The sequence below is a fragment of the Pseudomonas sp. NPDC089918 genome, assembly GCF_050280605.1.
GTDB lineage: Bacteria > Pseudomonadota > Gammaproteobacteria > Pseudomonadales > Pseudomonadaceae > Aquipseudomonas.
In genome coordinates this window covers 282899-297387 of sequence record NZ_JBNNVP010000001.1, presented here as the reverse complement: position 1 = coordinate 297387, position 14489 = coordinate 282899, and the positions used below count along the sequence as shown (strand labels likewise).

The window sequence follows — 14489 nt, the reverse complement described above, 5'->3', positions numbered from 1 at the left end:
GCGTACGGCATTGCGCCGATGGAGGCCTGTTGGCCGTTCTTCTCCAGCAACATGCCTTCCAGGCGCAGGTCCAGCGCTGAGAGCTTGGTCAGCTGCTTACCCAGTACGTAGAGCGCAGAGGTGCCGGCTTCGCCAGCATCCAGGCGCATACCAGCAGGATCAGCAACGCTGGAACTGCCTGCAACGCCGGGGTGTAGGCCAGGTGGTAGTAAAGGGCACCGAGCATCAGCGGGATCAGGCAGCCGGCTGCCAGCCGGCGAAGCGGTCTGATATAGAAGGCCAGCACCGCCGCCACTTCGCAAAGACCGACCGCCAAGGCGGTTCCATCGGGTAGCCCCATAGTGGTGAAGCTCTGTGCAACGGCCTGAACCCCGAGCAGTTTGGCGACCCCGGCGGCTCCAACGTACAGCGCCACCAAAGCGACAGCAATTGAATAAGTGTGGTGTTTGAACTTTTGCATGAATGCTCCTGGGCAGCGGGTAGCGCGCTGCCGGATAGGGTGGGTTAATGACGCGCCAGCAGGTCGAGTGCGACATCGACGATCATGTCTTCCTGGCCACCGACCATGCGGCGCCTTCCCAGTTCGACGAGGATGTCCAGCGTCTTGAGACCATACTTGGCGGCAGCGATTTCGGCGTGGCGCAGGAAGCTCGAATAGACTCCGGCATAACCCAAGGCCAGCGTTTCTCGATCGACCCGCACCGGTCGATCCTGCAATGGGCGAACAATGTCGTCGGCGGCGTCCATCAAGGTGTAAAGATCAGTGCCATGGTTCCAGCCCAGACGCTCGGCGGCCGCGATGAACACTTCCAGCGGCGCATTACCAGCACCGGCACCCATGCCTGCAAGGCTGGCGTCGATGCGGTCGCAGCCCTCTTCGACGGCGGTGATGGAATTGGCCACCCCCAGGCTCAGGTTATGGTGAGCGTGCATGCCGGTTTCGGTTTCTGGTTTGAGTACGGCTTTAAATGCGCGGAAGCGGTCGCGGGTGTCCTGCATGTTCATCGCACCGCCAGAGTCGGCCATGTAAACGCATGTCGCGCCATAACTCTCCATCAACTTGGCCTGCTGGGCCAGGTGCTCGGGGGGGATCATATGGCTCATCATCAAAAAGCCGACCGTATCCATCCCCAGCTCGCGGGCGTATTCGATGTGCTGTTTCGAAATATCCGCTTCGGTGCAATGAGTCGCGATGCGCACTACACGCGCACCAGCGCTGTAGGCGGCTTTGAGGTCATGCACCGTGCCGATGCCAGGCAACAATAGGGTCGTGATCTTTGCATGGCTGATGACATCGGCTGCGGCCTCGATCCATTCCAGATCAGTATGCGCTGCGAAGCCGTAGTTAAAGCTTGAACCTTGCAGACCGTCACCGTGGGCTACCTCAATCGAGTCGACCTTGGCCTTGTCCAGGGCGCGGGCAATGTCCTGCACATTCTGGATCGAATATTGATGGCGGATGGCATGGCTGCCATCGCGCAGGGTGACGTCGGAGATGTAGAGTTTTTTACCGGGATTAAAAGTCATGTTTGATCTCCTCAGGCGCTGAGCATCGACTGCGCCATGCGCTCGGCGGTGGCCAAGGCTGCGGACGTCATGATGTCGAGGTTGCCGGCATAGGCTGGCAAGTAATGGGCGGCGCCTTCGACTTCGAGGAACACCGAAGTTTTGAGCCCCGAGAATGCACCCAGACCTGGGATGTGCAGCGGAGCGTTTTCAGGGATCACGTCGAATTGCACTTTTTGTTTCAGCCGATAGCCCGGTACATAGTTTTCTACTGCCGCCGCCATTTCTTCGATGGACGCCTCGACTTCGGCTGGATCGGCCGCTTCAGACAGTACGAACACCGTGTCGCGCATCATCAGCGGTGGCTCGGCTGGATTCATTACGATGATCGCCTTGCCCTTGGTTGCACCTCCAATGATCTCGATTGCTTTGGAGGTAGTTTCGGTGAATTCGTCGATGTTGGCGCGGGTGCCGGGACCGGCGGATTTGCTGGCAATTGAGGCAACGATTTCGGCGTAGTGCACCTTGGCCACACGCGACACAGCGGCGACCATCGGGATGGTGGCCTGGCCACCGCAAGTGACCATGTTGACGTTGAGCTGATCCAGGTTCTGCTCAAGATTGACCACCGGCACACAGTACGGGCCGATGGCCGCCGGGGTCAGGTCGATCAGGCGGATGCCTGGCTGGATCGAGCGCAGGAACGCGTCGTTCTTCACATGGGCGCCCGCCGAGGTGGCATCGAAAACGAAGTCGATGTCGTTGAATATAGCCATGCGTGTCAGGCCTTCAACGCCTTCATGGGTGGTGGCCACCCCCATACGTTGGGCGCGGGCCAAGCCATCGGAAGCGGGGTCGATACCGACCATGACCGCCATTTCCAGGTATTTGGCGTTGCGCAGGATCTTGATCATCAGGTCAGTGCCGATGTTGCCGGAACCGATAATGGCGACCTTGAATTTTGTTTGGCTCATGGATGTAATCTCACAGACTGGCCGGGTCTAAGAGCCCGGCAGAGAAGGGGGCTCAGACGAAGTGGCAGCTGACTTCGCCAAGACGCGTCAGACGCAGGGTCAGGCTGTCGCCGACCGCGACGGGCGTCATCGGCCCGAGCGCCCCGGAAAGCAATACATCGCCGGCCTGCAAGGGGCGGCCCATTTGTGCCATTGTTCGCGCCAGCCACAGGCAGGCGTCGAGAGGGTTGCCTAGGCAAGCGGCACCGACACCAATCGATGCTGCGGCGTTATTTTTCTCCAACAACATCCCTTCAAGTCTCAAATCCAGGGAGGACAGCCGGGTGGGCTGTTTCCCCAACACGTAGAGGGCTGACGAGGCGTTGTCGGCTACTGTGTCCACCAATGTGATGTTCCAGTTCTCAATGGCCGAGTCGACGATTTCCAGGGCTGGAACCACGTAGTCCACGGCCCGAAGCATCTCAGCCAACGTGGTATCGAGATGGGGAAGATCGCGTCCCAGAACAAAAGCGATCTCGCCTTCGGCTTTTGGCTGAATCAATTGGTTGGTCTGAATTTGACCGCCATCCACAATTTCCATGTCGGCGAACAACATGCCGAAATCGGGTTGGTCGACACCCAGTTGCTGCTGCACGGCGGCGGAGGTCAGCCCGACTTTTCGGCCTGTCAGACGACGCCCTTGGGCCAGAGCTAGATTGGTATTGATCTCCTGCACGGCATAAGCGCCAGTCAGGGTATCGACGCCGAAGGAATCTGATATCCGCGCGCAGGGTTTACGCTGTTGGCGGGCAACAGACAGGGCTGCGGCGGCGGATTGCAGCTGCGGCAAAGAAAACAGATTCATGCGCTTTTCCTCATGGCGGCGGGGAAGTTGGCCACGTGTTCGAGACTCGGTGCCCACTGCAACTGGAACTTCAGTTCAGTGATCGCAAGGTCCAGGTCGTTGGCCTTGACCATGGCGAAGGTGAATTTGTCCGGACGCACCACGGCAATAGCACCCGAGGAGAACCCCGAGCGTTTGAACCAGGCAATCATTTCACCGCGCACATCCTCGACCTCCACCAACTCGCAGGTGTTGACACGCTCGACGTTAGCGCCTTGTGGCCGTGTGCCAAACTCGAAGAGGCTGGCATAACGAGTGCCTTGCGCATCGAGCAGTTGCCGGGATGCCGCGCTAAGGTGCTTCCGCGGGTCTACTTGCAGTCCAATCAGCGCATAACCTTCGCCCAGCAAGTCATCGAGCAATACTCGCTGGCCCTTGAACGTGCGTACTTCGGGTTGCGGGATCATCGTGCCTTCAGGGGACCGCCGATGCCTGCGCGGCATTCCTAGATAGCTGTCGAGTCCATAGGTGGGTGCTGGTTTAAAGCGTCCTTCGCGAACGTAACGCCCGAGGAATGGCGTCACCAGGACGGTTTTGACAAGCAAGTTACGCAGCCGGCTGGCAATCGGATTGGACATCGAGACGAAATCTTTCATTTGCACCGAAATGTCGATCATCGCTTTGGCGTGATGAAAACGTTCGGTTCCATAGGTATCGAGCAACCGGTCGTTCGCACGCCCCTTGAGCACAGAGTCCAGTTTCCAGGCAAGGTTGTACGCGTCTCGCACCCCGGAACTCATGCCCTGACCCATGAACTGCGGCGTCATATGCGCGGCGTCTCCGGCAATGAAGACCCGACCTTTACGCCAATCCTTGGCGACCAGCGCGTTGAAGGTGTAGACCAGCTTGCGTTTGACGATGAACTTGTCCGGATCGACGTGTCGACTGATGAGTGCTCGCACGACTTGCGGATCCTCCATCTGCTCCTTCGTCTGGCCTGGCATCAGCATGAACTCGAAGCGGTGAAAGCGGCCGGGTTGAGGGCAGCAGACGGTAGGGCACTCGGGGTCGCAGATGAAGCTGAAGTAAGGCAGATGGCGCAATTCGTCTTCGCCTTCTTTCATTTCCAGGTCGACCACCAGCCAGGGCTCAGGAAAATTCTTGCCGCTCATGCCGATGCCTAGGGCTTCGCGCACCGTGCTGCGACCGCCATCGGCGCCGATTAGATAGCGACCGCGAAGGGTTTGCGGATCCGGGTCGACAGCTGTTTCGTTGCGTGCGTCGCTGGCATCGCTAAAGCGAAAGCTGCTGGTGGCTTGATGGGTGACGGTGACGCCTTCGTCATCCTGTTCGAACTGTGTGAGTTCGCGGCCACGGGCGATCTGAACCGTCGGATAACGCTTGAGCAAATCACTCAAGGTGGTTTCCAGCCAGGGCTGATACAGGAAGTTGATGATTGGCCAGCCATAAGGGCGATCAAGGCGCCAATACTGGCCCAGCACTTTGCCATTCGCGAGGACCCACTGAGCGGGTGTATCCACCTGCATGTTGACCGCTAGGTCGTCGGCGACCCCGGCGGCCTGCATGACACGCATGCATTCGTCATCGGTGTAGACGGCCCGGGCGTTGCCGTAAAATGTCGGCTCGCGCTCGAGCACCACCACCGACAAACCACGTTTGCCCAGTAGATGTGCCAAGGTTGCGCCGGTCGGGCCGAGGCCAGAAATAATCACATCAACGGTCTGCGTATTGTCGTTCTTGTTATTCATGCGATGCCTCTCTTACAGCGGTGAATACTCGGGGTTCAGCAACGAGCGCACGCCGCGGGCGAAATTGCCCAGATTGGTGGAGAATTTGTGCAAGGTGCCGGTTTTCTCCGGACGGTGGCCCCAGAGGCTGATGCCTTGATAGGAGGTCGTCTGCCATTGCGCCTCGTCGACCACCAATGCATTCCAGCCCAGTTCCAGCTCAAAGCCGCTGGGGCTCATCACGTAGAACGATTGCTCGCGGTCATTGGGGTGTTCGCCGATTTCATGGGCCATCTCGAAACCCAGTTTTCGGCAACGCAAAAATGCCTCGGTGAGTTCGCTGACCGAGGTCGTCAACAGGTTCATGTGCTGGACACGAGTGCGAATCGGGTCCATTTGCAGGCCGCGCAGACGAGCAATTGCGATCGAATGGTGGCGCTCGTTGACACGGAAAAAATCGATGTCCAGCGTCAATCCTGCGATGCGTTCGACGATATGATCGCTGGTACGGGCATCAAAGATTTCTTGCCAGAAACGCCGCATCTGTTGTGGTTTACGCGAAGTGATCGCTAGATGCCCCATGCCGGCCTGACCGGTGATAAACCCGGCATTGAGCATGTTCAGCGGTTGGTCAGTGGTCAGCGGTTCCCAGAACAGCTCAACAGCCAGGCGCTTGGGGCCGAGGACGCGCCAGAACTGCCTCACCCCCCGATGTGCTGCCGCGCTCGGGTCGCTGATCTGTACTTCGATACCCAGGCGCTGCAAACGTCTCAGAACTTCATCCAGGGTCGCCTGATCGCGCAGTTGCCAGCCTACGGCGATGAAGTCTTCCTGGTCACCGCGCTGGACGATGATCCGCCGTTGGTGGGTGTCCATACGAAAAGCCAGGGTCTGCTCATCAGCGCAGACCAGATGTAATCCGATGCCGTCCTGGAGTAATGAACGCCACTGCTCCAGGCGATTGGACTCGATCAGTGCATAACCCATGCTGCTGGCGCCGAAAATGTCCAGGCTTTCTCTGTTTGCCATTGATTGATACCCCATCCAGGCAAGTCAGCGTGCAGTGCGGCAACTGAGAAACGCTGCGGTCACTGCGTTGAACTCGTCCGAGCGCTCCCACTGCACCCAGTGTCCGGTTTTGCTGAACAGATAAAGATCGCAATCAGGCATGCGACTGCGCAGGGCTTCACCGCCGCTCGGACGATTGACTTTGTCTTCGGCACCCCAGAGGACCAGGGTCGGTACCTGGCAGTTTTTCAGCCGTGGATCGCGGGTGAAGTCCCAGTGGCGGAAGTTGGGGATGCCCTGGGGTTTACGCAGTGGCGGTGCGGCGATCACTTGCGGATCGATGCTTGCCTGGTAGCGTTCCTGGATCATCGCATCGGTGACTTTACTGCCGTCATAGACCAGGTACTCGCGAATGAAGCGGGTGATCTTCTCCAGTGAGGGGCCTTCGTATGAGTAGTAATCGAGCAGAAGCTTGAGGCCGGGAGTAGGCAGACTTCGTGTCGTATTGACGCCACCGGGCCCCATTAACACCAATGCCGAAACCCGACCTGGTGCATCGAGCGCCATTCGCAGGGCACACGCCCCGCCCAATGAATTACCAACCAAATGAGCGCTGCTTATTTTCAGGGTGTCCAGCAAACCGAGCATCGCACCGGCCAGGTCTCCGAAAGGGTCCTTGCGATCCACACCTTTTGTGGACTGGCCGTAGCCAGGCATATCGGCGACGATTACTCGAAACCGCCGAGATAGTGCTTCGATGTTTTGCGAGTAATTGGACAGACCAGATGCACCAGCACCACCACCATGCAGCATGAGCAATGGATAGCCGGTGCCCATTTCACTGATGAAAATTTGCCGACGGCCGACTTGTACCGTGCGGGAAGTCAAACCTGGGAGGGATTCTTTATTAGTCATTGTCAGCTCCTGTCGTAAAGCGCGCCGTCTGATTGCGGTAAAAATCGCGATAAGGTAGCGCTTTCGATCAAAAATTATCACTAAAGTATAAAAATGAACATATGTGTTCAAATATATTTTTGAGCGAAGCAGGGTGTCAGACGGATGGCAGTGATAATGAAACGAAGGGCGAGCGGAAGCTCGGGGGAGGCGCGAGTCGAGCGGGGCCTCCTTGATTGCGAGTCGAGGCCTCTACAGGAATGAAGAAGGGGTCACACGGGCAGTGGTGGTAATTCCATGATAGCGATGACTCGTGCCTCCTCTGCCGGCACGCCCAGTGCCCGGAGCACAAGCTCCGCCATGTCGGAGCCGGCGTCTCTCCAAGTCTTGTGTCCTTGCACAACCAGCAAGGTGGCAATCAAGACGCTACCGCCGATCATGCCCATCACTGACGGCAGTTGCTCTTGCCGGAAGCTGTACGTTTCGGACGCCAAACCGCTGAGTACATCTTGCATTGGTGGGCCGCTCCACATTTTTTGCAGCGTTAAATTGCTGGCGGCATAACGCACGATGAAGCTGCCCCAGTGAGGTTCCTCATGAGCCCGACGAATATAAAAGCGAATTCCATTGGCCAGACGTTCGGCTGGTGGAGTGTCAGGACTAGCACTCCTGGCAACCCTGTCATTCATCTCTGCGCTAAGGTGGCTGGCCACATCCTCGAATAGCGACTCGACAGAGGCAAGATTGTTGTAAATCGTGCCGCGCGCAACGCCAGCGATCTGCGCGAGTTCACTGACATTGATCTCTTCGACGCTTTTCTCGGCGAATAGCTGGATGGCTGCATCGTGGATTCGTTTTTGAACGCGACTCAGCTTCAAGGGGAAGCACTCCAAAACAAGTAATAATGCATTGAACAGCTGCGTTCAAAATAAATCAACACTGGCGTTTGGTAGGATTGACATATTTGAACAATAGTGTCCAATATTGGACCGAGGATGTGTTTTAGCCCTACCGCCACACTGAGCGCAGGGATTCAGTCGCTCGGTCGAAACCCAGCCAAGAGTATTACCATGTCAATCAAGCAAGGTCGTATCGACGTCCACCACCACATCATCCCGCCATCCTTTGTTGGAACTATGAGCGCTAGGGGGCTGCATAAGGTCGCTGGAGCCCCCCTACCGAGCTGGACGCCGGAGAAATCGATTGAAGTGATGGATGCTAATGGGATCGAGCGGGCAGTCACTTCGTTGTCGGCGCCAGGCGTGCATTTTGGTGGCGGTGTGCAGCAGGCCAATGTACTTGCTCGCAGTTGCAACGAGTTCGCCGCAGATATGCGTTCCCGCTATCCCGCGCGGTTCGGTAATTTTGCGGTGCTCCCCATGCCTTTTACTGAAGCTGCCTGTGCGGAAGCAATATATGCGCTGGATGTCCTCAAGGCCGAGGGCGTCGTGCTGCTAGGCAGTACCGATGGGGTGTTTTTAGGGGATTCGCGGTTTGACGAGTTGATGGCTGAACTTGATCGGCGCAAGACGGTAGTGTTCGTGCATCCAAACATGCACGAAACTAGCGAGAGCATTGGGCTTCAAACCCCCGGTTTTCTAATTGAGTTTCTATGTGATACCACTCGCGCGGCAGTAAACCTGATCCTAAGTGGAACGATGGAGCGTTACCCTGGCATCAACTGGATCCTCGCTCACTCCGGCGGCTTCTTACCTTTCGTGGCTTGGCGTGTCTCATTGGCGAATGCTTTACCGGAGTTTCAGAACGCTGCTCCTCAGGGAGTTATGACCTACATACGTCGTTTTTACTTCGACACAGCCTTATCTCCGTCGCGTTTCTCAATGGCAGCCCTTAAAGAATTGGTTGAGCCATCGCACATTCTGTTCGGCAGTGATTTCCCCTTCGCGCCGGCGCCTGCCACTGCGCTGCAATGTCAGACGCTGGACAGTTCGAATATGTGGTCTCCGTCTATTCAGCACGGAATCAATCGCGGTCATGCCTTGAGCCTTTTCCCGCAGTTTAAACAAGCAAATGAAGTCGTCTCACCTGCGCCCATCTACGAGGGCGAGTCGTTCGCACAACGCTTTAGACGCAGTCTGACTCGACCAATGGGCGCCCTCGCCGAGCGTATGCGTAATCGCTGATTTTTACTTATATGATCATCGTTGACTTTATTTGAACATAATTGTTCAATCTTGTCGTGCGGGCTATCCATTCCCGATGAGTCAAAAAAATAATAAGAGCTTTAGCCATGAAAATAAGAAATCAGCTATGCGCGCTGGGGCTGTGCCTCACGTCCACCCATCTCCTGGCCAATGGCCTGCAAATTAACGAACAAAGCATCAGCTCGGAGGGAAAGGCTTATTCCGGCCGCGCCTCAGACGTTCAGGATGCCACCGTCGTCTACGGCAACCCTGCGGGCATGTCGAAATTGACCGGTGAACACGTCAGTGGCGGTATCAGTATTATCGACGCCAACACTCGTATCAGCTCCGTCAACACGTCGGTGGCAGGTACTTCCCGCGGGGATATGGTGCCTAGCCCCATTGTCGTGCCGTCGGGGTTCTACACGCTGCAACTCAATCAGGATTGGCATGTCGGGTTCGGTGTTTACGCCCCCTTTGGCGGTTCGACCGATTACGAAAGCAGCTTCCAGGGACGCTACCGCAGTTCGCGTACCCAAGTGAAAGTGGTGACGTTGCAGCCGACAGTGAGTTACCGGATAAGCGATCGCTTGTCGGTAGGTTTCGGCCCGACGATTAACCACATCGAGGGGCTTCTCGAAAGCAAGATCGATAACCGGGCAGTGAGAGGGCAAGGCGACGGCACGGTCAAGGTGACGGGCGACGACACAGCGCTGGGTTTTAATGTGGGCATCATGTTCGATCCATTCGATGACCTAACGCTGGGCCTGACCTATCACTCAAAGGTTGATTACACCCTCGAAGGCAAGACGAAAGTGTCTGGAGCCAATGGCCTGCTGGGATCGATTCCGGCGCTGCGCCTGCCAGGGCTCAATGGGAAATATGATGCGAGTCTGGACTTCACCACGCCGGAAACCGTTGATGCTTCAGCGACCTGGCGCTTCAACGATCGGCTGGATTTTTCTGCCGGTGCGCTGTGGAGCCGGTGGAGCCGGGTGCCCGAATTGAATGTCCAAAACGCTGGGGTGCCACGCAACTATGCCGCATTCGACTCGATTGTCGAAACCCTGAAGTGGCGTGACACCTGGTCCTTTTCGACAGGCTTGTCCTACCGCCTGAACAAGCAATGGAAAATTCGTACCGGTATCGCTTACGAGCCGACTCCCATGCCTAACCAGTACACCTCCACCCGAGCACCTACGGGGGATCGGAAAATCTTCACGCTGGGTTTGAACTGGCAGGCTACCGAGCAAATGTCTTTGGATCTGGGGTACGGATATATCCATGAGGACACCGTTAAAGTTTCCCAACCCACTACTCAAGGCGGCTTGCGTCCGGGTTACAGCGCAAAGTATCAGAACAGTATCAACGGGATCGGTTTACAGATGAACTATGCGTTTTGAACGTGAACAAGTGCCGCTTCGTAACACACTGAACTGACCCACCGTTAATGCACCAGCGCGGCCTTGTTAATTAAGGTTGATGGCTAGGCTTTGCCCGCGAAACGGCTACGGAGAACAGTAAAAATGATTGGCCATACCGCTTTTCCTCATACTGTACTGGCGACGCCACAACCGGTGCGTCACCCAAAAACCTCCGTTAAGGCCGCCAGCCTCGCCTACTTGATTTTCGAGCGGTCGGACCTCGATAAGGCCGAGCAATACCTGACCGATTTTGGTTTGATCCTCGCACTGCGTAGCGATGACCAGTTGTACCTGCACGGCACCGGCCCGGCACAGCCTCCAGATCGGGACTGGATGGAGCCGCCCCTATGACGCGACGCTAATCCTCAAGTAATACCGATCGAAATAATCCGAACACCGGCCATTGCCCCGAGCACTGGCCAGTAGGACCTGCTGCGCCCAAAAAACCGCAACAGGTCGGCAACACCTCCACAAAAACAACAAGAGGTAGTGAAGGTTATGATGCGTAAACCTCCAACAGGGCGACAGCTCTATTTGCCGCTGACCGTCGGTCTTGCAAGCAGCATCAGCGCACCCGTGTATGCGGTGAACTTCAGTATTGGCGAAATCCAGGGGCAGTTCGATTCGACGCTGTCGGTGGGCGCCAGTTGGGCGTTGCGCAACCCTGATCCGGAGCTGTTGAACAGCCACAGCGCCGATGATGGCAAACGTAATTTCGGCAAGGGCGACACCTTCTCGAAAGTGTTCAAAGGCATTCATGACCTCGAACTGAAGTACGGCGATTCCGGCATATTTGCGCGCGGTAAGTACTGGTACGACTTTGAACTCAAGGACGAAAGCCGTCTGTTCAAAGACATCGATGACAGCAACCGCAAGGAAGGTGCGAAGGCAGCTGGTGCGCAGCTATTGGACGCTTTTGTTTACCATAATTATCTCATCGGCGATTTGCCCGGTACCGTGCGTGTCGGCAAGCAAGTAGTGAGTTGGGGCGAGAGCACATTTATCCAAGGCGGTATCAACTCGATTAACCCTATCGACATCGCCGCTTTCCGTCGTCCAGGTGCGGAGATCAAAGAAGGGCTGATCCCGGTCAACATGTTTTACTTGTCGCAGAACCTGACCGAAAATCTTACGGCCGAAGCATTCTATCAGTTGGAGTGGGACCAGACGGTCATCGACAACTGCGGCACGTTCTTCTCGCAGAACGATGTATTAGCCGATGGCTGCGGTGGATTACCGGTTGGGCCTATTCTCGACCGAAGTGCCGCAGCACAAGCCGCACTGCGCCCGTTAGGAGTCAATCTGACTTCAGAAGGTATCGAGATTCCCCGCGCCGGTGACCGTGATGCCCGAGACAGCGGCCAGTTCGGCGCTGCGCTACGTTGGTTTGCTCCAGAGCTGGACAGCGAATTCGGCGCTTACTTTCTCAATTACCACAGCCGTCAACCGTATATCAGCGCCGTCACCAGCCCTCATGTAACGGATGTGGGGTTTGCGCCGCAGCTGTGCGGTAATCTCGGTGTGCCGTTGGCCGGTTGTAATCGCTTTCTGGGCAGCGCCACCGGCCAGCAACTGGCCCAAGCCTATCGCCTCGGTACCTCGAAGTACTTCGCTGATTACCCCGAAGACATTCGTCTATATGGTTTGAGTTTTAGCACCAGCTTGTCTACCGGCACAACCTTATCTGGCGAAGTCAGCTATCGGCCAAATATGCCACTGCAAATCAACGCCGTAGACTTGATCAGCGCAGCGATTGGTGTTCCGGCAGCTTCACCTGTGTTGTCTTCCGGTGCGGTGACCTTGGCCAACAGCAGCGATGTCAGTGGCTACCGACGCAAAGAAGTGACCCAGGCTCAAGTCACCGCAACGCACTTTTTCGACCAAGTCATGGGTGCGGATCGCCTGACCCTGATCGCCGAAGTGGGCGCTACCCACATCGGAGGGCTGGAAGGTAAAGGTGGTTTGCGTTACGGCCGCAGCACTGCTTATGGTCAAGGTCGGCTGTATCCAAACAACAGCCTGTGCACCAGCAACAGCGTAACGCCGAACAACTGCAACAACGATGGCTTTGCTACCAGCAACTCCTGGGGTTACCGCGCTCGGGCGATCTGGGAATACAACAACGTCATCCCGGGGGTTGAGCTACGCCCCAACCTCGCCTGGTCACACGACGTTTCCGGTTATGGGCCGGAGCCAGGCTTCAACGAAGGCTCCAAAGCAATCAGCGTCGGCCTTGATGCCACCTACCTGAATACCTACAACGCTAGCCTGGCATACACCGATTATTTCGGTGGGGATTACAACGTCAATATCGACCGTGATTTTCTCGCCCTGAGTCTCGGCGTCTCCTTTTGAGTGGAAGCAACCTAATGAACACAACAGCATTGCTCCGTTTTAACTTCGCCATCGTCATCGCTTTGATGGCCAACAGCGTACAGGCGGCGGTATCGAGCGTTGAAGCGGCGAAACTGGGTAATACCCTGACTCCAATAGGTGCGGAAAAAGCTGGAAATGCCGATGGCAGTATTGCGCCATGGACTGGCGGTCTTGCCAAGAATGCTGGTGAGGTTGGCGCCAACGGTGCACTGAGCGATCCGTTCAATAGTGAGAAACCCCTGTTCACCATCACCGCGCAGAATGCTGCGCAGTATCAGGAGAAACTCACCCCCGGTCAGTTGGCAATGCTTAAACGCTACCCCGGCAGCTATCGCATGCAGGTATACCCAAGTCACCGCAGTGCGAGCCTGCCGGACTCCGTCTACAAAGCGATTGCCAACAATGCGATAAACACGCACCTGATTTCAGGCGGTAATGGTTTGGATAGCTTTGATATGGCTACACCTTTCCCCATTCCGCAAAGCGGTTTGGAAGTGGTGTGGAACCACCTTACACGCTATCGCGGCGGCAGCGTCCGGCGAACCCACGTACAAGCGACGCCGCTGGCAGATGGTACCTTTATGCCGGTGTACTTCGATCAGCAGTTCACCTACCGAGACCAACTCAAGGACTTCGATCCAAAAAATCCCGGTAACGTGTTGTTCTATTACAAGCAACTAGTCACCGCGCCAGCGCGCTTGGCCGGTGATGTGGTGCTGGTTCACGAAACGCTCGATCAGGTTAAAGAGCCACGCATGGCCTGGGTATACAATGCGGGTCAACGCCGTGTGCGTCGCGCGCCACAAATTGCTTACGACGGTCCTTACCCCGCGTCGGATGGCCAACGCGTGGCGGACAACCTGGACATGTTCAACGGCGCACCAGATCGCTATGACTGGAAGCTGATGGGGAAAAAGGAAATCTACATTCCCTACAACAACTACAAACTGGACTCCCCGCAACTGCAATACAACGACGTAGTAAAGGCTGGGCACCTGAATGCTGACTTCACCCGCTATGAACTCCACCGTGTATGGGTAGTGGAGGCGACGTTAAAACCGGGAGAACGGCATCTCTACGCCAAACGCGTGATCTATGTTGACGAAGACACCTGGCAGATCGTATTGGCTGACCACTACGACGCTCGCAACACTCTGTGGCGAGTGGCTGAAGGCTTTATGACGCCGATCTATGACAGGCAGATTCCTTGGTTGGGCGTAGAAGCGTTGTACGACTTGATCAATGGCCGCTATATCGTTTCAGGCCTACGCAACGAAGAAAAAAACCCAATGGAAATCGGCTTTAAAGCCCTCGGAGCGGACTACACACCAGCAGCCTTGAGAAGTGCTGGGATTCGCTAACAAACCTGCTACAACCTGACGCTACTTCGTCGACGGCCATAAGCCTGAGACCTCGCCGCCACCATAATTGGCGGCTTTTTTTTGCCAACTGAATGTTGGCAGCCCCCTAGGCGAGAAAGCTGAACTTCTTTTCCAAAAAAGAAAGAAGGGCACCAGTCTACCGTTTAGGAGCTAAACACAGTGTTAGATGCGCCTAAGCCTAGTTTTCTTGCTTACGCTTCCATTCGGTTC

Annotated in this window: 13 protein-coding genes; 5 read left to right on the top strand and 8 right to left on the bottom strand. The window is 56.3% G+C overall.

Annotated features, from left to right (window positions below):
- Window positions 1-88 precede the first annotated feature (88 nt).
- From ACQKPC_RS01405 to ACQKPC_RS01370, 8 genes are all read right to left on the bottom strand, one after another.
- Entirely contained in the window at window positions 89-460 is a 372-nt protein-coding gene (locus ACQKPC_RS01405; protein ID WP_427622863.1) for a DoxX family protein, read from the bottom strand.
- Between the two features lie 44 nt (window positions 461-504).
- A complete protein-coding gene (dmpG, locus tag ACQKPC_RS01400; RefSeq protein WP_427622862.1) occupies window positions 505-1527 on the bottom strand; it encodes a 4-hydroxy-2-oxovalerate aldolase in 1023 nt (340 codons plus the stop codon).
- Between the two features lie 11 nt (window positions 1528-1538).
- Window positions 1539-2480, bottom strand: a complete 942-nt coding sequence (locus ACQKPC_RS01395) for an acetaldehyde dehydrogenase (acetylating) (protein ID WP_427622861.1) — start codon at window positions 2478-2480, stop codon at window positions 1539-1541.
- 52 nt (window positions 2481-2532) lie between these two features.
- A complete protein-coding gene (locus ACQKPC_RS01390) occupies window positions 2533-3324 on the bottom strand; it encodes a 2-keto-4-pentenoate hydratase (RefSeq protein WP_192408086.1) in 792 nt (263 codons plus the stop codon).
- Window positions 3321-5072 (bottom strand): bifunctional 3-(3-hydroxy-phenyl)propionate/3-hydroxycinnamic acid hydroxylase, encoded by a 1752-nt coding sequence (locus ACQKPC_RS01385; protein ID WP_427622860.1) that lies wholly within the window; start codon window positions 5070-5072, stop codon window positions 3321-3323. Before ACQKPC_RS01385 ends, ACQKPC_RS01390 begins: the two co-directional genes overlap by 4 nt.
- Window positions 5073-5084: 12 nt before the next feature.
- Window positions 5085-6080, bottom strand: coding sequence for a VOC family protein (locus tag ACQKPC_RS01380; RefSeq protein ID WP_427622859.1), 996 nt, complete (start codon window positions 6078-6080; stop codon window positions 5085-5087).
- A 24-nt stretch (window positions 6081-6104) separates the two neighbouring features.
- Window positions 6105-6974 (bottom strand): alpha/beta fold hydrolase, encoded by an 870-nt coding sequence (locus ACQKPC_RS01375; protein ID WP_427622858.1) that lies wholly within the window; start codon window positions 6972-6974, stop codon window positions 6105-6107.
- A gap of 251 nt (window positions 6975-7225) precedes the next feature.
- Window positions 7226-7831, bottom strand: coding sequence for a TetR/AcrR family transcriptional regulator (locus tag ACQKPC_RS01370; protein ID WP_192408094.1), 606 nt, complete (start codon window positions 7829-7831; stop codon window positions 7226-7228).
- A gap of 192 nt (window positions 7832-8023) precedes the next feature.
- Here ACQKPC_RS01370 and ACQKPC_RS01365 point away from each other — a divergent pair, with 192 nt between their 5' ends.
- The 5 genes from ACQKPC_RS01365 (at window position 8024) to ACQKPC_RS01345 (ending at window position 14258) form a co-directional block, all read left to right on the top strand.
- Window positions 8024-9097: an amidohydrolase family protein gene (locus ACQKPC_RS01365; RefSeq protein WP_192408096.1), complete on the top strand. Its 1074-nt coding sequence runs from the start codon at window positions 8024-8026 to the stop codon at window positions 9095-9097.
- Between the two features lie 107 nt (window positions 9098-9204).
- Complete coding sequence (locus tag ACQKPC_RS01360; RefSeq protein WP_427622857.1) at window positions 9205-10500, top strand: OmpP1/FadL family transporter; 1296 nt, start codon at window positions 9205-9207, stop codon at window positions 10498-10500.
- A gap of 123 nt (window positions 10501-10623) precedes the next feature.
- The gene (locus tag ACQKPC_RS01355; RefSeq protein WP_192408100.1) at window positions 10624-10872 is read left to right on the top strand and encodes a hypothetical protein; all 249 of its coding nucleotides are present in this window, start codon (window positions 10624-10626) and stop codon (window positions 10870-10872) included.
- Between the two features lie 147 nt (window positions 10873-11019).
- On the top strand, window positions 11020-12876 hold the full coding sequence (locus tag ACQKPC_RS01350; protein ID WP_427622856.1) for a DUF1302 domain-containing protein: 1857 nt from the start codon (window positions 11020-11022) through the stop codon (window positions 12874-12876).
- 14 nt (window positions 12877-12890) lie between these two features.
- The gene (locus ACQKPC_RS01345; protein ID WP_427622855.1) at window positions 12891-14258 is read left to right on the top strand and encodes a DUF1329 domain-containing protein; all 1368 of its coding nucleotides are present in this window, start codon (window positions 12891-12893) and stop codon (window positions 14256-14258) included.
- Window positions 14259-14489: the final 231 nt, after the last annotated feature.